This is a genomic window from Bombilactobacillus sp. ESL1092 (genome assembly GCF_058107465.1).
Map to the genome: position 1 here is coordinate 906,194 of NZ_CM176594.1, position 24,573 is coordinate 930,766.

Below are 24,573 nucleotides of genomic sequence, written 5' to 3' on the forward strand. Positions count from 1 at the left end.
ACATTCTATCAATTACGAACATTAATAGCAACAATCAATCTATTAATTCGTCTTTAGTAAAAAATGTATTTAAATATTCCCAAGTTAAGACCGATAATTGTTGATAAGGCAAACTTTGGCTAGACGTTCTAGTATCCGGTAAATCTTCAAAAACTGCTAAAGTTAACGTTTGCTTATCTAGTGCCTGACAATAAGCTAATTGATCTAACATTTGATCGCGTTGGCGAAAACGGACCATATTTTGCTGTTGCACTAACCTTTGCAGGGCACTTTCCACAAAATCAGCTCCAAATTGCCATTGATCATCTAAAACAGGTTGCACTAAAGTCTTGTGCTGGCGCTGATAATTAAAATATAGAATCAGCATTTGTAAATAATCGCAATTCGGAGAAACAAAATCAATATCCTGCAGGTTAATTAAAGCATAGCCACCAAAACAGCCCAAATGATCTAATAATTTCATGACCAAAAATTGCTGATCTAGTTGCATGATTTGTCCAGCAAAAAATACATCCGCACTTTTGGAACAGTACAACAAAATTAATTGTTGCTGTTGCTGGTAGCGTTGTAAGATTGGTCTTAGTTCCGGATTATTTTTCACCAAAACCGAAGGTGTGTGTTGTAAATGCTGTGTTTGAAACATCGTACTGGCTAATTGTAACTGGGCGCCGACAAATTCCAAAGCAACAACGCGCTCTAAATCAACGGTTAAATTTTGCCCAATCTTAGCAAAGTTAAAGGAATCTAGTAATTGCAAGTGCAATTGTTGTTGCCGAAAGTCCTGTAACTTCACTTGCAAATAACGATTAGAACCTGCCAAAATTACCAAAATAGCTTGTTGCTGACGCTGCAAAAAGTCCAATAATTGCTGAATCAAATTATTTGCAGCAAACTGCGGCACTGCCAGTTCTTTTGCCCAATGTATCTTATTAGTAGCCGTTAAATCAATCCGCCGTTTCAGCCGCTTTAAATCCAATCCTTCCGTGGTTATAGACGCAATGCCACTAATCTTTAATAAGACATAACCATCAAGTAAGCCATAATCATTATAGGTATGCACAATGACCCACTTATGATCTAACGCGGTGACAAAACCAGTATAAATGTCACCCGTTTGGCGAATAAACAGATCGACAATTTGCTGATTTTGTTGTGCTTGTTGCAGTTGTTGTACTTTACTCATGAATTAACCTTCTGTCAGTGGTGAAATTGCAGCAAACTTATTATATGATTTCACAAATAATAATTTCACTGTACCACGCGGACCGGAGCGATTTTTGCCAATGATCACTTCCACTTCACCAGCGTTAGTATCATCACTAGCTTCACTACCTTCCTCGTCATCAGCACCATCGTTATAATAATCATCACGATACAGGAAGGCGACCACATCCGCATCTTGTTCAATGGAACCAGATTCACGAATATCTGATAAAACTGGTCGCTTATCTTGTCGTTGCTCTACCCCCCGTGATAGTTGTGATAAAGCAATAACTGGTACATGTAATTCTTTCGCTAGTTTTTTTAATTGTCGTGAAATCGTCGAAACTTCTTGTTGCCGATTCTCTTGACCAGTTCCTTCAATTAGCTGTAAATAATCAATAATAATTAAACCAATATTTCCCGTCTCTTTGACCAGGCGGCGACACTTAGCTCGAATTTCTGCCATCTTAATTCCTGGAGTATCGTCAATATAAATATCGGTTTTGGACAAAATACCCATGGCCACAATTAAATTTTGCCATTCGTCATCGTTCAAAGTTCCGGTGCGCAAATGATTCGCATCAATGCTCCCTTGAGCACATAATAACCGGCTAGCTAATTGGTCAGCTCCCATTTCCAAACTAAAAATGGCCACCGTTTGCTGACTATGAACTGCCACATTTTCCGCGACGTTGAGTGCAAAAGCCGTTTTGCCGACGCCAGGACGGGCAGCCAAAATGGTTAATTCATCAGCATGTAAACCAGCAGTCATACTATCTAATTCACTGTATCCGGTAGCTAACCCCGTCACTTGTGAATCTTCTTGGGCTAACTGGTCAATATTTTCAATCGTATCATTTAAAACATCGGCTAATTTTTTAAAGCCGTTATTATTTTGGTTTTCGCCGACTTCCATAATAGCTCGCTCGGCATTATCCAAGACGTTTGCCACATCGGTATCTTGCTCATCAAAACTTTGGGCTACAATATCAGTTGCCGTATTAATCAACTGTCGTAATACGGCTTTATCAGCTACAATTTTGGCATAATAAACAATATTGGCGGCGGTGGGGACGGTTGTTGCCAAATCCCCTAAATAATTAACGCCGCCAATATCTGCTAACTGATTTTTAGCTTCAAGTTGATTTTTAACAGTCACGACATCAATTGCCTGGTCTGCTTCATTTAATTCCAACATGACAGCAAAAATTAACTGATGCGCATGATAATAGAAAGACTCAGTCGTCAAATATTCAGCCGCATCAACAATTTTTTCTGGACGTAATAGAATCGATCCTAGAACTGATTGTTCAGCCTCTTTATTATTAGGTGGAATTCTCTGCATTGTTGTATCATTCATGAATTAACCTCATATCTAGTTACAATTTTACCACGGATAATATAGGGATAATATATGTTTTAAAATATTCAAAATAACATTAAACACCATCGAAAGTAAACAAAAAACCTTTCCTAGTTACCAACGTTTAAATTAACTAACTAGAAAAGGTTTTATCATTTAAATTATAAACTAGTGTTTACAGATGCATCATTTGTGCAAACAGTGGCACTGCAATATTATCAACAATACCAATGATAACAACCGAAACAGCGGCCATCGCACCTTGAACAGAACCTAATTTCAAGGCAAAAGCAGAACCAACGGTATGTCCAGCAGTACCCATACCTAAACCAGCACCGATGGGGTCGCTTTCCAATCTGAACCACTTAACTAACCATTTACCTAAAGCATAAATGATAACGGCGTTCAGGATACATGCCATCGCAGTAACAGCAGTGTTGCCACCAATAGCTGTTGACAATGGTAAAGCAATCGCAGTCGTAGCTGATTGACTCATCATGGAAGCTGTGCCGACCCGACTGAGTCCCAAGAGTTTGGAAATTCCCAAAATAACAAATAAGGAAATAAAGGTACCAATTAACAAACTCAATAAAATAACTAGCCAATTCTTCTTAAACACATCATTACGTTTATAAAGCGGAATTGCAAAAGCAATTGTGGCAGGTGTTAAGAACCAGAAGATTAGATCCCCACCAGGCTTATAGAATTTCGTATAAGCTGCTGCAGTCGTCATTCCCATGCCTTTTCCTAACAAGAAAATTAGAAAAATTCCCAAAACCATCGCTACAAACAACGGTTGAAATAAGAAAAAGCCATGAGTCAAATTAAATAAGTATTGCCCAATTTCAAAAACTCCCAATGAAAGTAAGATACCAAATAAGGGATTCGATAATAACTCTGCCATCATTTGTTCTCTCCTCCTACTTGTTCTTGTGTATCTGTATCAGTATGTTTGATCTTTTTACTGATCCATAATAACAATCTTGTTGTATAAGCCGTTACTACCAACAAAACGATTGTTGATAAAATAATGACGATAACTAATTGGACACCTTCATTTGCCATAATGTTCAAATTAGCAGCTAGGGAAATTCCGGATGGTACAAACAAAAAGGCAATTAAACCAATCATGGCACTTCCAAAGGAATCAACCCACTCCAATTTGATAATATGACAAGTCAATAATAAATATAACAAAATCAAGCCAATAACCGGCGTCGGTACAGGGAATGATTTTGGCATCATATTAGAAATCCACTGTGATACAAACAAAATTGCTGCATAAATTAACATTTGAATCAATAATGGTGCAGCTTTTGGCTTCTTATCTTCTGGTTTCATTTTCACATCACCTATTCTTAAAATTTATCGCACTTATTGTCTAAGAGACCTAAACAATAAATTGGTTCAATCATCACTTTCTTTCTCCCAAAATCGATAAAATTTTAGTTTAATAAAAACTAAAAACTATCTACATATGGTTTATAACGTTTTCACGAATTTGTCAAGTATTTCACAAGATAATTGCTTCACAATCTGCAAGCCCTTACATCTTTGAGCTATTAAAAAAACTAGAATTCACAAGAACCTAGTTTCTTTATAATTTTTCTCAAAAAATTCTGCAACTAATACTGTAATTTACATTACAACAATAGTATTACTTTTCACTGACATGCACCCGTATGGAGGCTTCAATCCCTGGATACAATTTCACTGGTACATTCATATAACCTAAAACTTTAATCGGCTCGGCCAATTCAATTTTGCGCTTATCAATTTCAATTTGGTACTGTTGTTTTAAAGCTTGCGCAATTTGTTTGCTGGGAATTGAACCAAATAACCGACCATCACTGCCGGCTTTCGATTGTAGTTCAACCACCGTTTCATCTTTTTCTAAAACGGTCTTAATCATTTGAGCACTAGCTTGTTCTTCATCTTTTTCTCGTTGTTCAGCTTGCTTTTTACCATTCAATTCACTAATGGCCTTGGCAGTGGCAACTTGAGCTTTACCATTTTTAATTAAGAAGTTGCGCGCGTAGCCATCAGCGACTTCCTTGACTTCGCCACGCCGACCCTTACCGCGAACATCTTGTGTGAAAATTACACGCATCTTTTCATGCCTCCTAGTTATTGTCTGCTTGCTTAGGTTTATCTTCTACTTTTTGTTGGATAATTGCAATCAATTCTTTCTTAGCTTGAGCAATTGTATAATCAGCTAATTGCGTTGCCGCATTGGATAAATGACCGCCACCACCCATTTCTTCCATAATAACTTGCACATTAAAGTCACCCAAGCTTCGCGCCGAAATTGCTACTTTGGCATCGGACCTTTTAGTAATCACAAATGAAGCATCAATTTTTGATAAGGTCAATAAAGTATCAGCTGCCTGTGCCGCAATCACGGAATCATAAACTTGATCTTCTTCACCCGTGCAAATGGCAATTTGTGGCGTCACCATTTGTACAGTATCAATTAAATGGTTCCTTTGGATATAGGATGACACATTTTCTTTCAGCAAATTTTGCATTTTCGTGCTGTCAGCTCCTACTGAGCGTAGATAACTGGCCGCATCAAACGTCCGTGTTCCTGAACGTAAAGAAAAGGAATGTGTATCGACAAAAATACCAGCTAGCATAGCCGTCGCTTCTAGTTTAGATAAAGACTGTTGACTTTGTGGTTGGTATTCAATCATTTCAGTTACCAATTCACTAGCCGAGGAAGCATAAGGCTCAATGTAGGCCAGTAATGGATTAGCAGGAAATTCTTCACCACGCCGATGATGATCAATCACTACCGTTTGATCGGCTAACTTTGCCGCCAATTCTGGGCTAGCGGAACGCGATGGTTTGGATAAGTCAACCATAATCAACATACTTTGCGCATTAGCTTGATCTAACGCCTGTTGCGGCGTAATTAAATCATTTGATAAATGCTGGTCTTGCTCAATCCATTGCAATAAACGTGCAACATCTGTGTGCGCTCCGTTAGCATCAATCACAATTTTACAAGTTTTATTATTCATTTGTGCAATTCGATGAATGCCTAAACAGGCACCTAAAGAATCCATATCAGGTTGTTGGTGCCCCATCACATAAATAACATCAACTTGGTTAAATAACTCTCTTAAGGCTTGGCTAATCATCCGTGCCCGGACACGCGTCCTTTTTTCCATCGGATTGGTGTTGCCGCCATAAAAGCGTGCTGGTTCGTCCGCCTCACGTACAACTGCTTGATCGCCACCTCGACCCAAGGCCAAATCAATATTTTTTTGCGCATCTAACGCTAGTTGGGCCAAATTATCTTTACCATAAGCAAAGCCAATACTTAAAGTTAACGGCACATTTTGCTGCGAAGTAGTCTTACGAATTTGATCTAAAATTGAAAAGCTATTAGCTTCCAGGGCCTTTAGCGCATTCACATAGCCCACCACAATAAAACGGTCACTGGCCACGCGTTTTAAATACATTTCATTTTGATTAGCCCAATCAGTTAATTGATTAGTTAAATAACTATTCAAATCTGAGCGATCCCGATCAGCCATGGTTTGCACAAGCTCATCATAATTATCAATAAACACTTGCCCAATCGAAATTTTTTCATCTTCATACTTTTGCTTAATAGCTACATACTGCGTAACATCCAAAAAATAAATTACGCGAAAATTTGGTTGCACAAAAGTTTGAAATTGAGTTTGACCAATAGTTAATAACGTCGCAGCTTGTTGCTGCTGTTCATTTTTTTCGACCAGTTGAATTAATTCTGGATTAACTTGATTTAAACTACGTCCTAGTAAATCCTTATCAACAAAATGGCGCTGTAAATTAGGATTCACCCATTCAATCGTGCGCTGTTTGTCGTTATCATACAGTAACATCCCAATGGGAATATTAATCAAAGCTTCTTGTTTGCCCCGATTTTCACGAAATGATAAATCGTATAGATATTTATTAGTTTGCACCACAAACTTGCGTAATAAATAAGAACCAATGGCGACAATTAACGTAAAAATAATAAAGACCAATAAACCTAAAACTGGACTAATTCCAAAAATTAAACTAACTAAAATTAAAGCCAAAACCACTACGACAATTAACCCCCAACGTAGTGGCTGACTAATAGCTAATAAACTATTCTTAGCTACGCTCTTTTTTTTCATACTTACCCTCTTGTAACTAGAATTTAGCTATATTTTAACATACTGTTTACATTAAAAAAGAAGCCTACCTTGAGTAGACTTCTTTGGGATTGAAGCTTATTAATCTTCAGCAACAAATGGTAATAAGCCCATTACTCGTGCACGTTTAATCGCAATTGTTAAACGGCGTTGATTCTTGGCGCTTGTTCCCGTTACTCGACGAGGTAAAATCTTGCCTCGTTCCGAAATAAAACGTTTCAGCAAATCTGTATCTTTGTAATCAATATATTCAATATGGTTAGCGGCAATAAAGTCAACCTTCCGGCGACGACGGCCACCACGACGTTGTTGTGCCATGTTGAACGCTCCTTTCAATTATTCACAAAATTTAAAACGGTAAATCATCATCTGAAATATCAATCGACTGCGTATTATCCGCAAATGGATCTTCATCCATTGATGGAGCAGAATTATTGGCAGCTCTATTATTGGAATTATTAAAATTATTATTAGAGTTGCTTGGTCCAGGAGTCGTATTATTTTCAACCGTTTGATTTTGATTTCCATTATTGTGGTTCGCCGATTTCGGTTCTAGCAGTGCAAAATTCTCCACTACAACTTCGGTCACGTAAACACGCTGTCCTTGTTGATTCTCATAATTGCGAGTTTGAATGCGCCCATCAATACCAACTAATGAGCCCTTATGCGTAAAATTAGCAAAATTTTCCGCTGATTTACGCCAAATCACACAATTAATAAAATCAGCTTCCCGTTCACCATTCGAATTGGTGAATTGCCGATTAACAGCAACGGTAAAAGTAGCAACGGCTGTTCCTGCAGCTGTATACCGCAAATCAGGGTCACGGGTCAAACGACCAACTAATACACTACGATTAATCATACTCCTGTCTCCTTTTTGACTGTCTCCAACAGATTAATCTTCGCGCTTGATAATCATATGACGTAAGATGCTGTCATCAATTTTTGATAACCGGTCAAATTCATTGATCGCTGCTTGGTCTTGGGCATTAACATTAACGATATGGTAAGTACCTTCATTGTAACCACCAATTTCGTAAGCCAAACGCCGTTTTTGCCAATCTTTTGAATCTAATACATCAGCACCGTTGTCTTTGAGAACCTTATCAAAGCGTTCAATCAAGGCCTTCTTATCTTCTTCAGAAATATCCGGTTTGATGATATAAGTGATTTCATAATGTGTTTGAGCCATTATTTTACCTCCTTATGGACTAATGGAGAATAAATAGATTATTCTCAAGGAGTATTAACTATCTTAAAGTGTAATACTCACAGAATAGTATTCTACCATCATTTACCAAAAAATACTACCAAAAAAGTTTTTAACGTTCCAAGCGCCTTGCACTTTTAGATTACGTTAAAAACTTTAAGAATTTTTAGTTTTCTGAATCTGGCTGAGTTTCGGTGACTTCCGGTTCGGGATCTACCTTCGTCATTGTCGAAACCTTGGCGCCATCATCCAATTTAATTAACCGCACACCTAAAGTGGCCCGGCCGGTTTGCGAAACATTATTAACTGCAAACCGAATCATGACGCCTTGATTGGTTACCACCATCATGTCTTCAGTTCCAGCAACGGTCGTAATTCCTGCTAGCGGACCATTTTTAGCCGTCACATTCGAAGTCTTAATTCCTTTGCCACCGCGCCCTTTGATTGGATATTCTGTGGCCGGTGTTTTTTTACCATAACCATTTTCTGAGATGACCAATACATCACTTTGCTCAGCTAAAATGGCTGAACCAACGACGTAATCTTCTTCTCGTAAGCGAATACCCCGTACGCCTGCGGCCGTGCGACCCATAATCCGCACTGCATTCTCTTCAAAAGCAACAGCATAGCCTAAATGCGTGCCAATCAAAATATTATTCTGACCATTGGTTAGCATTACATTATCTAACGAGTCATTATCTTTTAAAGTAATTGCTCGCAAACCATTTTTGCGAATATTTTGAAATTCATCTAAGGCTGTACGTTTCACGGTTCCTTGTTTAGTGACAAAGAATAAATAATGATCCGCACTAGAAGCATCCTTCTTTAAATGAACCACCGTCTGAATTTGTTCACCGTTATCAATTCCTAGTAAATTAATAATCGGAATTCCTTTAGCACTACGCCCATATTCAGGAATTTCATAAGCTTTCGAACGATAAATCTTGCCGGCATCAGTGAAGAAGAGTAAGACATCATGCGTCGATGTATAAATTAATTGTTCAATGAAATCATCGTCATTGACGCCCATCCCTTTAATGCCGCGACCACCACGATTTTGTACTTTAAATTCGTCGGCGGGCAACCGCTTGATGTAACCACTATGAGTCAAAACAATTAAGACATTTTCTTCTTCAATTAAATCTTCATCTTCAATACTTAATACTTCGCCGACTAATAATTCCGTGCGGCGGGCATCACCATATTTACTTTGAATTTCCAGTAATTCTTGATAAATTATTTCGTCAATCCGCTCAGGTTTCGCTAAAATATCTTGATAATCAGCAATTTTGGTCATCAAATCTTGATACTCATTTTCAATTTTGTCTCGTTCTAAGCCAGTCAAACGGACCAAACGCATATCTAAAATTGCCTGAGCTTGTTTATCAGACAAAGAAAATTGGGTAATCAAAGTGCTTTTCGCAATTTCCGCCGTTTTAGAACTGCGGATCACTTCAATCACCGCATCAATATGATCTAACGCAATGCGTAAACCATCTAAAATATGCGCGCGATTTTGCGCTTTCTTGAGTTCAAATTGGGTGCGTCGACGAATAACTTGTTCTTGATGTTTTAAATAATATTGCAAAATTTCTTTTAACGATAAGACTTGCGGCGCACCTTTAACGATGGCAACCATATTAAAACCAAATGAAGTTTGTAAAGCAGTCATCTTATATAAATTGTTTAAAACAACATTAGCACTCATGTCGCGACGAATATCAATCGTCACCCGCATACCTGTGCGATCTGATTCATCGATCAAGTTAGTAATTCCCTCAATCCGGTGATCCCGTGCCAATTCAGCTATCCGTTCAATTAACTTAGCTTTATTAACCATGTAGGGTAATTCAGTGATAATTAATCGTTCCCGACCATTTTTTAGCGTTTCAATTTCTACTTTGGCCCGTAAAACAATATTTCCACGGCCCGTTTCATAGGCATGCCGAATCCCCGACTTACCCATTACCACACCGCCAGTAGGAAAATCGGGTCCAGGAATGGCCTGCATCAACTCAGCAGTAGTTACATCTGGATTTTTCATCAACATGTGAATGCCATTAATAACCTCAGTCAGATTGTGGGGCGGAATATTGGTTGTCATCCCGACAGCAATCCCCGTCGCACCATTGACTAATAAGTTCGGAAAGCGTGCTGGCAAAACCACGGGCTCACGTTCAGTTCCATCATAATTTTCTTGAAAATCAATGGTATCTTTATTAATGTCACGCAACATTTCGGTCGCAATTTTACTCATTTTTGCTTCGGTGTACCGCATTGCGGCCGCAGAATCGCCATCGACGGAACCAAAGTTACCATGTCCATCAACTAACAAATAACGATAACTAAATTTTTGCGCCATCCGCACCATCGACTCATAAATCGCGGAATCACCATGGGGATGATACTTTCCCATTACATCCCCCACAATCCGGGCGGATTTTTTATAAGGCTTGTCCGGCGTAACACCTAATTCATTCATTCCATATAGAATTCGCCGGTGAACGGGTTTCAAGCCATCACGGACATCAGGCAACGCCCGAGCCACAATGACACTCATTGCGTAGTCTAAAAATGAACTCCGCATTGTTTTGGATAGGTCAACCGTTTGAATACGGCGATCATCAGTTTCTGCCATGCACTATCAGCTCCCTCAATTAAAAATCTAACTCTGCATATTGCGCATTTTGTTCAATAAACTCTCGCCGTGGTTCGACTTTATTACCCATCAACATTGAAAAAACTCGATCGGCATCAGCTGCATCAGAACTAGCTACTCGATCCAAGCGCCGATTTTCGGGATTCATCGTCGTCTCCCAGAGTTGATCGGCATCCATTTCACCTAGACCTTTATACCGTTGAATGACGGGTTTAGGACTTGGCTGTAAAGTCACCATAAAATCTTTTAATTCTTCATCAGAATCAATATAACGCGACATTTTACCTTGGCGGACTTGATATAGCGGCGGCTTGGCAATATAGACATAGCCAGCTTCCAAAATTGGACGCATATAACGATACAACAGCGTCAACAATAAGGTCCGAATATGGGCACCATCAACATCGGCATCCGTCATGATAATTAATTTATGATAGCGCGCTTTGGTAACGTCAAAATCATTACCAAAACCCGTGCCCATTGCTGTAAACAAAGTGCGAATTTCATCATTCGCTAAAATCCGATCCATTGAAGCTTTTTCGACATTTAAAATTTTACCGCGAATCGGCAAAATAGCTTGCGTTAAGCGTGAGCGCCCCTCTTTAGCAGAACCGCCGGCGGAATCTCCCTCAACAATAAATAATTCAGAAATTTCTGGATCTTTACTAGTATTGTCTGCTAATTTACCGGGCAGATTACTAATTTCCAAACCGGATTTTTTCCGCGTTACTTCACGTGCTCGTTTGGCCGCTACTCGAGCTCTGGAAGCTAGCATTCCTTTATCAATAATTTGTCGCGCTTGAGCAGGATGTTCCAACAAAAACTTATTAAAATGATCGGCAAAAGTCCGATCGGTAACTGTGCGGGCATCAGAATTGCCCAATTTGGTTTTAGTTTGGCCTTCAAATTGTGGATCCGGATGTTTAATGCTGACCACGGCTGTCATACCTTCACGCACATCATCACCGGACAATTTTTCGTTGTCTTTGAGTAAATTATTTCGGTGGCCATAATCATTAATCACCCGGGTTAAAGCAGCTTTAAACCCAGCTTCGTGTGTGCCGCCTTCATAAGTATGGATATTGTTAGCGAAGGTCATTAAATTCGAATGATAATCATCCGTATATTGTAAAGCAACCTCCACAGTAATCCCATCTTGAACGCCCTCGACATAAATTGGTTCTTCAAAAATGACATCTTTATTTTCGTTCAAATACTCAACGTAACTTTTAATGCCACCTTCATAGTGAAATTCGAGCTTTTCCGCCGTGTCTTGCCGTTTATCCGTAAACGTAATTTTCAAACCTTTATTCAAAAAGGCTAATTCGCGAATCCGGGTCACTAAGGTATGATCATCATAAACCGTCGTTTCGGTAAAAATGTCGGGATCGGGTGCAAAATGCACTTTAGTACCATGTGGGCGATCATCAGTGATGGCCCCCAAAACTTTCATTGGCGTTTTCACTTTGCCCCGTTCAAAGTCCATGTAATAGCGTTGGCCATTGCGGTGCACTTCAACATCTAAATGCGTACTTAATGCATTGACTACTGAAGCGCCAACCCCGTGCAAACCACCCGAGACTTTATAACCGCCACCGCCAAATTTACCACCAGCGTGTAGCACATTAAAGACCGTTTCCAAAGCGGGTTTACCCGTTTTTTGTTGAATGTCTACCGGAATCCCCCGACCATCATCAATGACCGTGATACTGTTATCCGGTTCTACTTCCACATTAATTTCGGTGGCAAAACCAGCTAACGCTTCATCAATGCCGTTATCAATAATTTCCCAAACTAAATGGTGCAATCCTTGCACACTCGTTGAGCCAATGTACATCCCCGGCCGTTTTCTAACGGCTTCTAAGCCGGATAAAACCTGGATTTGACTGGCATCATATTCCTTGGCTCTTTGCGCCAAGCTCTCCTGCTTGTTTGAATCTTTATCACTCATACTATCCCTCCAGCTTTTATTTGAAAGATTTTCGGATGATCAATTTTAGTTAAATCAACCCCATCTAAACTTGTGGTTGTAATAAAAGTTTGAATGCGATCTTGAATTACCTTTAATAATTGGGTCTGCCGCACTTGGTCTAATTCTGACAAAACATCGTCCAATAACAAGATTGGATATTCACCAACCTGTTGGTTAAACAATTCGATTTCTGCTAACTTCAGACTTAAGACCGCGCTCCGCTGTTGTCCTTGCGATCCAAACTTCTGCAAATCCTTATCATTAATCAAAAATTGAAAATCATCATGATGGGGCCCCGTAGTGGTTGAACCTAACCAAATATCATGATCTTGGTTTTTTTGCAATTGGTGCAATAGTTCTTGATAAACTTGTTCGACCGTCGTAATTTGTTGAATTCCTGCCGGCAAATATTTCAGTTGCAAATTTTCTTGTTGTTGCGTGATTTGTTGATGAATCGGTAACAAAAATTGCTGAATTTGCTCAAAAAATTGCTGGCGCTCATAAATTAGTTCTGCACCAAAACCTGCTAATTGATCAGAAAGAACTTCTAAGTATACTTGATCATGCGCTTTTTTCGAACGTAATTGCTTTAAATAAAGGTTCCGCTGCTTTAAAACTTGCCGATATTTCGAACTGTTACTTAAATACGGAGCATTAATTTGACCAATTTCCATATTTAAAAAATGCCGCCTTTTTCCGGGAGCACCTTTGACTAAGGTTAAATCTTCTGGCGCAAATAAAATAATATTTAATTGACCAACATATTGGGACAATTTCTTTTGCTCTAAATGATTTAAACTCGCCTTTTTACCAGCAGCACTTAAAATTAAATCTAAAGTTAAACGACCACTATTTTTTTGCACCACCGCATGTAACTTACTAAAGTCACAACCCCAACGAATCAATTCCTGATTATTATTCGTTCGATGTGAGCGCACCAAAGCTAACACCGAGATAGCTTCCAATAAATTGGTCTTGCCCTGAGCATTTTGGCCAATAAAGATATTTAAATTTTGACCAAAGGACAAAGCTAATTGCTGATAATTGCGAAAATTTTTCAGAACTAATTGTTGTAATTGCATTAGTTAATGGTTAACTGAGCTCCATTTTGTAATTGGAGTTGATCACCAGCATAGAGCTTTTTCCCCCGCCGATTTTCTGGTTCACCATTTAAGAAAATTGTGTTTTCCTGTAAGTACCATTTAGCTTGACCGCCGGTGGCGATGACGCCTGCTTCTTTTAAAGCTTGCGTTAATGTCATGTAATCACCATTTAATTTGATGTTCATTGCTGCACTCACATCCTTATAATTAGATAAACTTATCTAAGGTAATTATAACGCTTTTTGGTTTAACTAGCAATTTAAAGCCGTTTTAGCTCATTGATCTCATTTAGACTAAAAAGACTAAAAACCATTTAAATTAAAATTTACGCAAAAATTTAGCTTCAAGGCAAAATAAAATGTCCGGCAACCGTAAACGATTGTTCGGACATTCTACTTAAAAGTTAATTTTAAATTTTAGTTAAAAGTTCTTACCGGAGTGATTAGTTGAATAAAGCCTTGATCATCTGCTAAAGGTTTCAGCGTAAAGGGATGCAGTGCTACGGTTAATTCAACTTTAATTTTTGTATCACCGAAAGCTTGTAAGGCTTCTTTTAAATAATCCGGATTAAACGAAATGTCTAAATCTTGACCCGTAACTTGATCAAATTGCACTTCTTCTTCAACGGTTCCGACTTCAGGAGAATTACCATAGATAATAACTTTTGGTTCGGCAGCATTAATCGCCAAGCGTACGACATTATTACGACTAGCATGTGATAACAGTGAAGCCCGTTCAATTGAAGCTAACAGTGATTTGGCTTCAATTTCAATCTGGGTCGTCGATGATTCGGGAATTAAACGATCAGTGCGCGGATAATTGCCCTCTAAGAGCCGTGAATAAAATAAAGTATTTTCAAATTCGAATAAAACTTGGTTTTCAGAAATTGCTAAATTTATGTCACCGGCATTATCGCCAATTGAATGTTCTAATTCTTTTAAGCTACGCGCGGGCAAGACTAAATCATAATCGTTGGCGTTTGGATTTTGAATTTTGATAATCCGTTGTGCGAGACGATGACTGTCAGTAGCTACTGCTAATAATTGGTCTTGGTTAACTGTCAAATGTAAACCTGTCAAAATTGGACGATTTTCTTCTTTAGAAGCAGAAAAGACGGTTTCGTCAATTACTTGTTTTAATAGGTCGGCTGGAATTTTTAATTGATCGGAATTAGCAACTTCTGGTAGATGTGGATAATTATTGGCATCTAAGCCATTAATCTTAAATTCAGAATTACCTGAAGTAATTGCCACTTGTAAATGATCTAAAACTTCTAGACTGAAATGGTCATTAGGTAGTTTTTTGATAATGTCGCTAAAAAAGCGGGCTGGTAGAACAATAGAACCTGTTGATTCAATTGTTAGTTCATTATCAGCATTTTGTTGATCAATAAAAGTTTGCACAGAAATGTCCACATCGCTGCCGGTAACTGTTAAACCTTCATCTTTTAGATCTAATTTAATTCCTGTGAGAATTGGAATTGTTGTTTTGGTTGAGATAGCTCTTTGAACATTTGTGATTTGGCGGTTGAATTGATTACGATTGATTGAGAATTTCATGGTGTTCTCCTTAATAATTAATAAAAAAATAGTAGTAATAGTAGTAGGAGCTGTTGAAACTGTGCGTTTCAGCTAAAAGGCTAACAGCTACTTAACTTTTGACTGTTAATAAATTGCGCAAAACTCTTGTGGAAAAACTTGAGTTTTGCTTTTTTTATCCACATGTTAATTTTTTAGGCTAGCTTTGAGATTGGTCAAATCATGTTGGATATTGAGATCAGATTCTAACAATTTGGCGATTTTGTCACAAGAATGAATAACGGTGGTGTGATCTTTGCCGCCAAATTCTTGACCAATTTTAGGTAAAGAACTATCAGTCAGTTCCCGCGCTAAATACATAGCCACTTGGCGGGGAACGACAATAGCTTTATTGCGGCGCTTGCCTTTGAGATCTTCCACAGAAACTTTATAGTATTTAGCAACTTGATCTTGAATATTGCTGATGGTTAAGCCGACTTGGTGTTTGGAATCTTTGAGATCTTTGAGTGCTTCGGCGGCTAAACTAATGTCAATATCCGCATTGTTAATTGTTGAATAAGCTTGGACACGGACGAGCGCGCCCTCTAATTCCCGGACGTTACTGTCAATTTGACTAGCGATATAGGATAACGCATCATCCGGAATTTCTAAGTTTTCGGCGATGGCTTTTTTGCGTAGAATTGCCGTCCGAGTTTCTAGATCAGGTGCAGTAATATCCACTGATAACCCCCATTTAAAACGCGAAACTAACCGTTCTTGTAATTTTGGAATTTCATTTGGTAACCGATCAGAGGTTAGGACAATTTGTTTTTTAGTATTGTAAAGTGTATTAAATGTATGGAAAAATTCCTCTTGGGTACCTTCTTTATCCGCAAAGAATTGAATGTCGTCGACTAAAAGTAAGTCAACTGTGCGGTACTCATTGCGAAATTGTTCTTGGGTCCGATTTTGAATAGAATTAATAAAATCATTGGCAAATGATTCACTGGAAATATATTTAACATTGGCACTGGGATCACGCTCTAGTAATTGATGTCCAATCGCTTGCATCAAATGAGTTTTTCCCAAACCGACACCACCGTAAATAAATAACGGATTATACATAGTACCAGGTTCTTCAGAAACCACTAAAGCGGCAGCGTGGGCCATTTGATTACCCCCACCAGTCACGAAAGAATCAAAAGTATATTTACTATTTAAATGAGCGGCTTGAATAGGTGACTGTGCAGTCTTAGTAGTGACAGTTTGCGGTTGGGTAATTGTTTGTTCTAATTGTTGTTTTTTGAGCTCAGATTCTAATAAAACGACGGGGACAATTTCTTGATTACTGTACTCATAAGCTGTTTCAACTACTTTAGTACTAATATTTCGTTCCCAATATTCTTTGTGCAATGATGATGGAACGGAAATATAAATTTTTTGGTTTTCTAATTTTAAGGGTTTGGCGCTTTCGATCCAAGTTTGATAACTAACCGGTGCAAAATCTTGTTTAAATTTCTTTTGCAAAAATTCCCAAAAAGAATCCAACTCACCATTTGTTATTTCGGGCACATTACTCCTCCAACTAAAATGTAATAGATAATTAACTGCATTATTTTAGCATTTTTTAAAAAAGTTTTCCACAAGTGGATATTAAAAAATAACTTTTAAACTGGTAAACAATAAATCATCCAGAAAATTGTGGAAAACAATTAAGAAAATAAAATATTTGAAGTTTTCCACAGCGAGAAAAGCAAACAGATTTGCTATTTCAAAAGAAAATTAATTTAATGTTAACAGTTGTGGAAAAACTGTTAACAAAGCAGTTAATTGTTAATTTACTGCGGATTTACTTGTGGAAAAAGTTTGAGGATTAGAAACTGTTTTAATTTATACACAACTTTTTAAACAAGTAATTAGAATGAGAACGTCCTTCGCTTAAGAAAAATAATTTTATTTAGGCGGCAAATGTGGTAAACTACTATGGTATTATCATTAGAATAATAAACGATGAGATTAGTTATGGAGGTGTTTAAACATGACTACAAAAAGAACTTATCAACCTAAGAAACGTCATCGTCAACGTGTTCATGGTTTTATGAAACGGATGAGTACTAGTAACGGTCGTAAGGTTTTAGCACGTCGTCGTCAAAAAGGTAGAAAAGTATTATCCGCCTAAGCCACTGAAGATTCAGTGGTTTTTTTATACAGGACGCCAGTTAAGACAACCTAGGAAGGTATTGTTCTTAGGATGAATTAACGTCTCAGGCGTCCTTTTTTATGCTAAAATTATTTTTGTGAAATGAGGTGTAACGGCCGTGGATCAAGGTCTTAAATTACAAATTTATTCTCACCAAAAGCCAAGACAACTTTTGCTGGACCAGAATCTACAATTGTCAAAAATGGTTAACTACTGTGGTCGTTGCACCGAGCCAAAATTGTAAACAGACTGCGATCACGATTAAACTGTTACGGAAATTTAAGAAAAATTAGGCCGGTTAAGTCTGTTTCTAACGGCTTGGTACTTGGTGCCGAAGAAATTTACTTTTCACTAGATGAGGTTAAAAGATGCGTAAAAGTTATCGAATTAAAAAGGAAAAAGAATTTCAAGCAGTTTTTGATCAACATAATTCCGTGGCGAATCGGGCGTTTGTGTTGTATCAAATTGAAAAACCCAACCAACCGCATTTTCGCGTAGGCTTATCGGTTAGTAAAAAGATTGCCCATACTGCTGTGTTACGAAATCAGATGAAACGTTATTTACGGCAATCTTTATTGGAGTTAAAGCCCCAATTGCCAGCAGAAGTAGATTTTTTAATTATTGCCCGCAAGCCGGCTACTAAATTAAATATGGCTGAAACTAAAAAAAATCTGATACATCTTCTAAAATTAGGTAAAATGTTATAGGAAGACTAATAACGTGGACGAGACAAAAATAATTGTTAATTAATTAATAGTTATCTAAAATCTTTGTGTGACGATTTGCTACGTTACTAAAAAGTACAGTGATTTGGTGACACTATTTGTCTCAACTACTGATAAAGGAAAGTTGCTATGTTGAAGAAAAAGAATCGACGTTGGTTACTATTAGTTGCAGTTTTAATGCTGGTAGTGGTCGTCAGCGGTTGTTCTAATTTGAACGAACCGATTACGAAAAGTAGTAGTGGATTTTGGAATCATTATGTCTTATATCAAGGCTCCCGCTTTATTTTATGGTTGGCAAAATTAGTCGGTAATAATTACGGTTGGGCAATTGTCTTATTTACAGTGATTATTCGGATTATTTTGTTGCCGTTAAATTGGTGGCAGACTCGCAGTATGAAAAAGCAAATGGATATTCAACCGCAGATGAAAGCTTTGCAGGATAAATATTCAGCTAAGGATTTAGATACGCAGCAAAAATTACAAGAAGAAACGAAGAAACTCTATGCTGAAGCAGGGGTTAATCCGTTTGTTGGTTGCTTGCCGCTGCTGATTCAGTTACCAGTGATGTGGGCTTTATATCAAGCTATTTATCGGACTACGCAATTACGGAATGGTAGCTTTTTATGGATGGCATTGGGTAAACCAGATCCGATTTACGTTTTACCGATTTTAGCTGCGATCTTTACGTTCTTGAGTACTTGGATTGCTAACTTATCACAGCCGGATCAACCGCAATCAGCGAAAATGATGATGTGGTTTATGCCAATTGTCGTCTTGATTCCAGCCATTAGTTTTCCATCGGCAATCTCTGTTTACTGGGTGGTTTCTAATGCTTTTCAAGTTTTGCAAACTTTATTGTTGCAAAATCCGTTTAAATTTAAACGGGAACAAGAAGCTAAGGCACAACAAGAACGAGAGCGACAAAAGGCCTTACGGAAGGCTCGTAAAAAAGCTTATAAAAAGCGCAAGTAATTATTATTTGGAGGAGCTTGGTTGTAGCTATGGCAGAGTTTAAGGGAACAACAATTCAAAAGGCCATTGATGAGGGGTTAAAACAGTTACAGGTTAAACGAGAGCAGGTTTCAGTTAATGTAATCAGTGAAGGACGAACTGGATTCTTAGGGATTGGGCGGAAACCAGCCATCGTGGATTTGAAGCCAGTGGAAAGTATTCAAAATCTTGTGGAACAAACGCAATCCACGCAAAATAAGATTCAACAAATTCAAGATTATTTAGCGCATATTTTGCAGACGATGGGTTTTAAGCAAGCAGTCAAATATGTTAAAAATTCGGATTGTTTAAAATTTGATATTGATGTCACTGAGAAATTGCAAGCGAAAATTATTGGAAAACATGGTAAAAATATCAATGCCCTACAAACAATTGTGCAAGAGTATGCTTATTACTTAGATTTTCGAGAGCAGCCAATTTTGTTGGATATTGGTAATTACCGCAAACGGCGGCAAGAGTCGTTAATTGCTTTATCGACGTTCAAGGCGGAACAAGTGGCTGCTACCAAACGGCCAGTTTATTTAGATGCCATGCCAGCGATTGAACGTAAAATTATTTATCAAAACTTGGAAAATAATGATCAAGTTTTCGTGCGGACACAAGGACGCGGTTTAGATAAGTATTTGGTCATTCGTCCAGTCCGTGAATTGCAGAAGTAATTTTTGACAAAATGGCATTTAACCAGTATATTAACCGTATTAACTAGATTTAAAATCATTGGGATCTGAAAGATTAGAGATCAAAAAGTAGTCAAAGTGCTTTTTATCGAGATTAGTAACCGACTAATCTGGATTAGTAGCACTTTTTTTGTGCTTTCAAAGGAGTAGTTTGATGACGGAGATTACAGAATTTGATACAATTGCGGCAATTTCGACGCCCATTGGAGAAGGGGCCATTGCAATTGTGCGTTTATCAGGAGATCAAGCAATTAAAATTGCTAACCAAGTGACGACGGGGGTCGATTTAACCACCGTGGCTTCGCATACTATTAATTATGGACACGTGATTGATCCCCAAAATCAGCAGCCAATTGATGAAGTCATGATTTCGGTGATGCGAGCACCCAAAACTTTTACTCGTGAAGATGTCGTGGAAATTAATACACACGGTGGTTTGTTAGCTACTAACCGAGTTTTACAAGTTTTGTTAAGTCATGGTGCGCGCTTGGCGGAACCTGGTGAATTTACGAAGCGGGCATTTTTAAACGGGCGGATTGATTTAACGCAGGCAGAATCGGTAATGGACTTGATTCGTGCTAAAACGGATCGTGCGATGGATCAAGCTTTACAGCAATTAGATGGTTCATTAAATCACTTAATTAAAAATCTACGCCAAGAAATTTTGGATGTTTTGGCCCAAGTGGAAGTCAATATTGATTATCCAGAATATGATAATGAAGAATTGACAACGCAGATGTTATTAGAAAAAGCCCAACAAGTGCAGCAACAAATTGCCAATCTGTTAAAGACAGCTCAAGAAGGCCAAATTTTAAATCAAGGTTTAAAGACGGCGATTGTTGGCAAACCCAACGTTGGTAAATCCAGTTTATTAAATGTCTTGGCCAAGCAAGATCGTGCCATTGTAACTGATGTGGCGGGCACAACACGTGATGTCATTGAACAAATGGCTAATGTGAATGGCATTCCCTTAACGCTCATTGATACAGCCGGCATCCATGCGACGGATGATAAAGTAGAAAAAATTGGTGTAGATCGTAGTCGGCAAGAATTAAAGAAAGCCGATTTGGTCTTGTTAGTTTTGGATGGCAGTCGGCCGCTCAGTGAGCAAGATCAACAGTTATTAGCCGAAACTGCCACGCAGCAACGCATTGTCATTATTAATAAAAGTGATTTGCCACAAGCGTTTAGTGTGCAAGATTTAACTGCCGATCCACAGGAAGTGATTCAAATTTCCGCGGTGGAGCAGCAAGGTATTGATCAAATTGAACAAAAAATACAAACGATGTTTTTTGCAGGGATTGATCAACAACAAAATGGTGCAGTGGTGACCAATGCCCGCCAAGTCGGGCTGTTAAACCAGGCACAAGATTCTTTAAGTGATGTCATTCAAGGCATTAAAGCTGGGATGCCGATTGATCTAGTCCAGATTGATATGACTAACTGTTGGGACAAATTAGGTGAAATTACGGGTGAAAGTACTCCCGATGAGTTAATTACTGAGTTATTTACGCAATTTTGCGTGGGAAAATAAGGAGTTTAAGAGATGGCAGATAGGAAAGTTAGAGAGTATGAAACCGCCAAAAGTTATGATGTGATTGTGGTCGGTGCTGGGCATGCTGGGTGTGAAGCCGCCTTGGCTGCTGCTAGAATGGGTCAAGAAACTTTATTATTGACTTTGAACTTAGATATGATTGCGTTTATGCCATGTAATCCGTCGATTGGGGGTCCCGCTAAAGGCGTAGTTGTCCGTGAAATCGATGCTTTGGGTGGCGAAATGGGTAAAGCCATTGATGCAACCTATCTACAAATGCGGATGTTAAATACTGGTAAAGGTCCTGCTGTGCGGGCATTACGGGCACAAGCTGATAAAAATGAATATCATCAATACATGAAAGAAACGATTGAAACCACGCCGCACTTGACTTTGCGGCAAGGCTTAGTTGACCAGTTGATTGTGGAAGACCAAGTTTGTCAAGGAGTGATTACCAGTACCGGTGCGCGTTATCGAGCAAAGAGCGTGGTTTTAACTGCTGGGACTTCTTCACGGGGCAAAATTATTATTGGCGAATTAATGTATTCTTCGGGTCCCAATAATTCTTTGCCTTCGATTAAATTATCGGAAGATTTAGAACGTTTAGGTCTAAAATTGCGGCGTTTTAAAACAGGTACCCCACCGCGAGTAGCTAAGGATAGTGTTGATTTTTCCCAAATGGAAGAACAACCTGGTGACAAAACGCCTCGATCATTTTCTTATTTAACTGACCGGACTCATTATTTAAAGGACCAAATCTCTTGTTGGATGACATATACCAATGAGCACACCCACCAGATTATTCGGGATAATTTAGATCGAGCTCCGATGTTTTCGGGCGTAATTGAGGGGGTCGGTCCGCGGTATTGTCCTTCTATTGAAGATAAAGTAGTGCGTTTTGCGGATAAACCGCGGCATCAGATTTTTATGGAACCGGAAGGACGCACGACGCAAGAATATTATGTAGGGGATTTTTCGACTTCTATGCCGGAAGAAATTCAACAGCAGATGTTGCATTCCGTAGCCGGGTTAGAACATGCGAAAATGATGCGGCCTGGTTATGCTATTGAATATGATATTGTGGAACCGTGGCAATTGAAGCAATCTTTGGAAACAAAAGTTATTAGTCACTTGTATACTGCTGGACAAATGAACGGAACTTCTGGATATGAAGAAGCAGCAGGGCAAGGCATTATGGCAGGGATCAATGCGGCCTTAAGTGCCCAAAATAAAGAACCATTAATCTTAGGCCGCAATGAAGCTTATATTGGTGTAATGATTGATGATTTAGTGACGAAGGGCACTAATGAACCGTACCGCTTGTTAACTAGTCGGGCCGAATACCGCTTAATTTTACGGCATGACAATGCGGATGAACGGTTAACTGAAAAGGGGTATCACCTCGGTTTAATTAACGAAACCCGGTATCAAAATTTCCTAAATAAATATCAGCAGGTTACGGCGGAAATTTTACGTTTGAAAATGACTCGGATTAAACCATCCAAAAAAGTGAATGAGTTTTTGGAAGGCTTGGGAATGAATCCGTTGAAAGATAGTGTGGTCGCGGCAGACTTTTTGAAACGTCCTGAAATTGATTATGCTAAATTAGTAGAATTTATTGGGCCAACGAGTGAACCCTTGGCGCCGGAGGTTACGGAACAAGTTGAGATCTCACTCAAATATGCAGGTTATATTAAAAAAGAAGAAGCACAGATTGCACATTTGAAAAAATTGGAATCAAAAAAGATTCCTGAGCGGTTGGATTATGATGATGTGCAAGGCTTGGCTACGGAGGCTCGGCAAAAATTACAAAAAATCAATCCAACCACAATGGCTCAAGCTAGCCGCATCTCCGGTGTTAATCCAGCGGATTTAAGTATCTTGATGGTTTATATCCAACGTGGGCGGATTGCTAAAATTGGTCAAGAGCAGGAACAAGCAACAAAATAAAAGGTTATTTAAAAAGTGTTGATGATTGGATCAGCACTTTTTTATTCGCTTTAAAAAATAAACAAGAGGTCGGGACAATAAAATTACTGCTCACATTTTGGATAGAAATATCTGAGCAGTAATTTTATTGCGTTTTAAAAGTCAAAGGTTTTTGCCTAATTGAATCAAATTATTTTCAGTCGCGAGCGGACTGGAAAATTTAATCTGGTTAGTGCGCAACTGTGAAACGATTTTTGGCCCCGCCTCTTGTGACAGTATTAGTAAGATTGAAATAGAAAATTTATCATTCAGATGATTTTATTAGTTAGTCAGCTAAATTGAGATTTTTTTCAAAGGCACTTAATTCGGGTAACGGTAGAGCAAATCTTCGTTGTAGCCAAGTGGCGCATAAATCAAACCAAATAGCAATGTCGGGCTTGATTTGATTTTGAGAAGCAGCACTGGCTTGTGTGGCTAAGCTTAAGCCGTGAGCACCATGTTCAAAGAGGTGAATTTCAAAAGGAACGCGGTGGTTCTTTAATTCTTGGGCAAACGTGAGTGAATTAAGTGACGGGACTAGAGGATCATCAGCAGTGGCCCACATAAATGTTGGTGGTGTGAACTCGGTCACTTGCAAACGGGGACTAACTTTTTTTAAATCAGCTAGGTCCGGGTTCTCTTGCCCTAAAAAGGTCACCATGGAAGCTTTCATAAATTGCTGTTCCATCCCCTGCAGCTCATTTTGGATATGTTCATTAAGGTTAATGTAGTCGGTAATGGCGTAACCTAAAATGCAAGCAGCAGGCTGGAGTAATTGGGTCTCAGCGCCAAAATGTTTTTGAAACCACTCCTGATGCCAATTGGTGGCGTACAAGGCGACGTTATGACCACCAGCAGAAAAGCCACAAATTGCTAACTTTTGATCATCAACCTGCCAAGCGTCAGCGTGTTGCTTCACTAAGACCATGGCTTGTCCTAATTCCAACAATTGTTGGGGAAATAGACAATCTTTTTTGGGCGCAATGTTGGTAATATTGGAAAAATCCGAAGAACATTCATTATAGGTACTGTAGCGCAGGATAAAGGCATGATAACCCAAAGAATTAAATTTTAAAGCTACTGGTTCAGCTTCCGGATAAGAACAATTCATATAAGCGCCACCTGGGCAAATGATAACTCCAGGCCGTTTTTTACCGGCCAAAGTTTCTTCGGAATCGTCTAATAAATAGGCGGTTAAAGTGACAGCGGGGTTTGTTTCACTTAATGGGATAGTTTTGATTTGCATAAATAACACT

At 38.7% G+C, this 24,573-nt stretch carries 21 protein-coding genes and 1 pseudogene; 6 read left to right on the top strand and 16 right to left on the bottom strand.

Features of this window, described 5'->3' with window-relative positions; translation table 11 throughout:
• Positions 1-34: 34 nt before the first annotated feature.
• The 15 genes from AC3B6Y_RS04175 to dnaA form a co-directional block, all read right to left on the bottom strand.
• Entirely contained in the window at positions 35-1,183 is a 1,149-nt protein-coding gene (locus AC3B6Y_RS04175; RefSeq protein ID WP_489791470.1) for a hypothetical protein, read from the bottom strand.
• 3 nt (positions 1,184-1,186) lie between these two features.
• A complete protein-coding gene (gene dnaB, locus AC3B6Y_RS04180) occupies positions 1,187-2,563 on the bottom strand; it encodes a replicative DNA helicase (RefSeq protein WP_489769362.1) in 1,377 nt (458 codons plus the stop codon).
• A 178-nt stretch (positions 2,564-2,741) separates the two neighbouring features.
• On the bottom strand, positions 2,742-3,470 hold the full coding sequence (locus AC3B6Y_RS04185) for an LrgB family protein (protein WP_489757696.1): 729 nt from the start codon (positions 3,468-3,470) through the stop codon (positions 2,742-2,744).
• A complete protein-coding gene (locus AC3B6Y_RS04190; RefSeq protein ID WP_489756880.1) occupies positions 3,470-3,907 on the bottom strand; it encodes a CidA/LrgA family protein in 438 nt (145 codons plus the stop codon). The genes AC3B6Y_RS04185 and AC3B6Y_RS04190 overlap by 1 nt, the downstream gene beginning before the upstream one ends.
• Before the next feature lie 316 nt (positions 3,908-4,223).
• On the bottom strand, positions 4,224-4,676 hold the full coding sequence (gene rplI / locus AC3B6Y_RS04195; protein ID WP_489756881.1) for a 50S ribosomal protein L9: 453 nt from the start codon (positions 4,674-4,676) through the stop codon (positions 4,224-4,226).
• 13 nt (positions 4,677-4,689) lie between these two features.
• Positions 4,690-6,723: a DHH family phosphoesterase gene (locus tag AC3B6Y_RS04200; RefSeq protein ID WP_489756882.1), complete on the bottom strand. Its 2,034-nt coding sequence runs from the start codon at positions 6,721-6,723 to the stop codon at positions 4,690-4,692.
• Positions 6,724-6,822: 99 nt separating this feature from the next.
• Positions 6,823-7,059: a 30S ribosomal protein S18 gene (rpsR, locus tag AC3B6Y_RS04205; protein ID WP_489754979.1), complete on the bottom strand. Its 237-nt coding sequence runs from the start codon at positions 7,057-7,059 to the stop codon at positions 6,823-6,825.
• A gap of 31 nt (positions 7,060-7,090) precedes the next feature.
• Positions 7,091-7,603 carry a single-stranded DNA-binding protein gene (gene ssb, locus AC3B6Y_RS04210; RefSeq protein WP_489756883.1) on the bottom strand — a complete coding sequence of 171 codons (513 nt, stop codon included), beginning with the start codon at positions 7,601-7,603 and terminating at the stop codon, positions 7,091-7,093.
• Between the two features lie 33 nt (positions 7,604-7,636).
• Complete coding sequence (gene rpsF / locus AC3B6Y_RS04215; RefSeq protein WP_489756884.1) at positions 7,637-7,933, bottom strand: 30S ribosomal protein S6; 297 nt, start codon at positions 7,931-7,933, stop codon at positions 7,637-7,639.
• A 184-nt stretch (positions 7,934-8,117) separates the two neighbouring features.
• Positions 8,118-10,589, bottom strand: coding sequence for a DNA gyrase subunit A (gyrA, locus tag AC3B6Y_RS04220; RefSeq protein WP_489756885.1), 2,472 nt, complete (start codon positions 10,587-10,589; stop codon positions 8,118-8,120).
• Between the two features lie 19 nt (positions 10,590-10,608).
• The gene (gene gyrB, locus AC3B6Y_RS04225) at positions 10,609-12,561 is read right to left on the bottom strand and encodes a DNA topoisomerase (ATP-hydrolyzing) subunit B (protein ID WP_489769359.1); all 1,953 of its coding nucleotides are present in this window, start codon (positions 12,559-12,561) and stop codon (positions 10,609-10,611) included.
• Positions 12,558-13,664 (bottom strand): DNA replication/repair protein RecF, encoded by a 1,107-nt coding sequence (gene recF / locus AC3B6Y_RS04230; RefSeq protein WP_489769358.1) that lies wholly within the window; start codon positions 13,662-13,664, stop codon positions 12,558-12,560. Before recF ends, gyrB begins: the two co-directional genes overlap by 4 nt.
• Positions 13,664-13,870, bottom strand: coding sequence for a S4 domain-containing protein YaaA (gene yaaA, locus AC3B6Y_RS04235; protein ID WP_489791471.1), 207 nt, complete (start codon positions 13,868-13,870; stop codon positions 13,664-13,666). The genes recF and yaaA overlap by 1 nt, the downstream gene beginning before the upstream one ends.
• A gap of 231 nt (positions 13,871-14,101) precedes the next feature.
• Positions 14,102-15,244, bottom strand: a complete 1,143-nt coding sequence (dnaN, locus tag AC3B6Y_RS04240) for a DNA polymerase III subunit beta (protein ID WP_489790123.1) — start codon at positions 15,242-15,244, stop codon at positions 14,102-14,104.
• A gap of 165 nt (positions 15,245-15,409) precedes the next feature.
• Complete coding sequence (gene dnaA, locus AC3B6Y_RS04245; RefSeq protein WP_489757697.1) at positions 15,410-16,765, bottom strand: chromosomal replication initiator protein DnaA; 1,356 nt, start codon at positions 16,763-16,765, stop codon at positions 15,410-15,412.
• Between the two features lie 475 nt (positions 16,766-17,240).
• On the opposite strand from dnaA, the gene rpmH reads away from it, so the two are divergent.
• The 6 genes and pseudogenes from rpmH to mnmG all read left to right on the top strand — a co-directional run.
• On the top strand, positions 17,241-17,381 hold the full coding sequence (gene rpmH, locus AC3B6Y_RS04250; RefSeq protein ID WP_249512191.1) for a 50S ribosomal protein L34: 141 nt from the start codon (positions 17,241-17,243) through the stop codon (positions 17,379-17,381).
• 389 nt (positions 17,382-17,770) lie between these two features.
• Entirely contained in the window at positions 17,771-18,109 is a 339-nt protein-coding gene (rnpA, locus tag AC3B6Y_RS04255) for a ribonuclease P protein component (protein WP_489756890.1), read from the top strand.
• Between the two features lie 147 nt (positions 18,110-18,256).
• Positions 18,257-19,099 carry a membrane protein insertase YidC gene (gene yidC / locus AC3B6Y_RS04260; protein ID WP_489756891.1) on the top strand — a complete coding sequence of 281 codons (843 nt, stop codon included), beginning with the start codon at positions 18,257-18,259 and terminating at the stop codon, positions 19,097-19,099.
• A gap of 29 nt (positions 19,100-19,128) precedes the next feature.
• On the top strand, positions 19,129-19,797 hold the full coding sequence (gene jag / locus AC3B6Y_RS04265) for an RNA-binding cell elongation regulator Jag/EloR (protein ID WP_489756892.1): 669 nt from the start codon (positions 19,129-19,131) through the stop codon (positions 19,795-19,797).
• A 169-nt stretch (positions 19,798-19,966) separates the two neighbouring features.
• Positions 19,967-21,349, top strand: a complete 1,383-nt coding sequence (mnmE, locus tag AC3B6Y_RS04270; protein WP_489791472.1) for a tRNA uridine-5-carboxymethylaminomethyl(34) synthesis GTPase MnmE — start codon at positions 19,967-19,969, stop codon at positions 21,347-21,349.
• Positions 21,350-21,361: 12 nt separating this feature from the next.
• Positions 21,362-23,296 (top strand): annotated as a pseudogene (gene mnmG / locus AC3B6Y_RS04275) (tRNA uridine-5-carboxymethylaminomethyl(34) synthesis enzyme MnmG); the annotation flags it as partial.
• A 307-nt stretch (positions 23,297-23,603) separates the two neighbouring features.
• Here mnmG and AC3B6Y_RS04280 read toward each other — a convergent pair.
• Entirely contained in the window at positions 23,604-24,563 is a 960-nt protein-coding gene (locus AC3B6Y_RS04280; protein WP_489791473.1) for an alpha/beta hydrolase, read from the bottom strand.
• Positions 24,564-24,573: the final 10 nt, after the last annotated feature.

Bases quoted from the DNA above. Each gene is read 5' to 3' on its own strand.
- gyrA (WP_489756885.1), bottom strand. From the start codon at position 10,589: ATGGCAGAAACTGATGATCGCCGTATTCAAACGGTTGACCTATCCAAA.
- rpmH (WP_249512191.1), top strand. From the start codon at position 17,241: ATGACTACAAAAAGAACTTATCAACCTAAGAAACGTCATCGTCAACGT.
- yidC (WP_489756891.1), top strand. From the start codon at position 18,257: ATGTTGAAGAAAAAGAATCGACGTTGGTTACTATTAGTTGCAGTTTTA.
- gyrB (WP_489769359.1), bottom strand. From the start codon at position 12,561: ATGAGTGATAAAGATTCAAACAAGCAGGAGAGCTTGGCGCAAAGAGCC.
- AC3B6Y_RS04200 (WP_489756882.1), bottom strand. From the start codon at position 6,723: ATGAAAAAAAAGAGCGTAGCTAAGAATAGTTTATTAGCTATTAGTCAG.
- rpsF (WP_489756884.1), bottom strand. From the start codon at position 7,933: ATGGCTCAAACACATTATGAAATCACTTATATCATCAAACCGGATATT.
- jag (WP_489756892.1), top strand. From the start codon at position 19,129: ATGGCAGAGTTTAAGGGAACAACAATTCAAAAGGCCATTGATGAGGGG.
- rplI (WP_489756881.1), bottom strand. From the start codon at position 4,676: ATGCGTGTAATTTTCACACAAGATGTTCGCGGTAAGGGTCGGCGTGGC.
- AC3B6Y_RS04185 (WP_489757696.1), bottom strand. From the start codon at position 3,470: ATGGCAGAGTTATTATCGAATCCCTTATTTGGTATCTTACTTTCATTG.
- rpsR (WP_489754979.1), bottom strand. From the start codon at position 7,059: ATGGCACAACAACGTCGTGGTGGCCGTCGTCGCCGGAAGGTTGACTTT.
- dnaN (WP_489790123.1), bottom strand. From the start codon at position 15,244: ATGAAATTCTCAATCAATCGTAATCAATTCAACCGCCAAATCACAAAT.
- AC3B6Y_RS04190 (WP_489756880.1), bottom strand. From the start codon at position 3,907: ATGAAACCAGAAGATAAGAAGCCAAAAGCTGCACCATTATTGATTCAA.
- dnaB (WP_489769362.1), bottom strand. From the start codon at position 2,563: ATGAATGATACAACAATGCAGAGAATTCCACCTAATAATAAAGAGGCT.
- yaaA (WP_489791471.1), bottom strand. From the start codon at position 13,870: ATGAACATCAAATTAAATGGTGATTACATGACATTAACGCAAGCTTTA.
- recF (WP_489769358.1), bottom strand. From the start codon at position 13,664: ATGCAATTACAACAATTAGTTCTGAAAAATTTTCGCAATTATCAGCAA.
- AC3B6Y_RS04280 (WP_489791473.1), bottom strand. From the start codon at position 24,563: ATGCAAATCAAAACTATCCCATTAAGTGAAACAAACCCCGCTGTCACT.
- AC3B6Y_RS04175 (WP_489791470.1), bottom strand. From the start codon at position 1,183: ATGAGTAAAGTACAACAACTGCAACAAGCACAACAAAATCAGCAAATT.
- ssb (WP_489756883.1), bottom strand. From the start codon at position 7,603: ATGATTAATCGTAGTGTATTAGTTGGTCGTTTGACCCGTGACCCTGAT.
- rnpA (WP_489756890.1), top strand. From the start codon at position 17,771: ATGCGTAAAAGTTATCGAATTAAAAAGGAAAAAGAATTTCAAGCAGTT.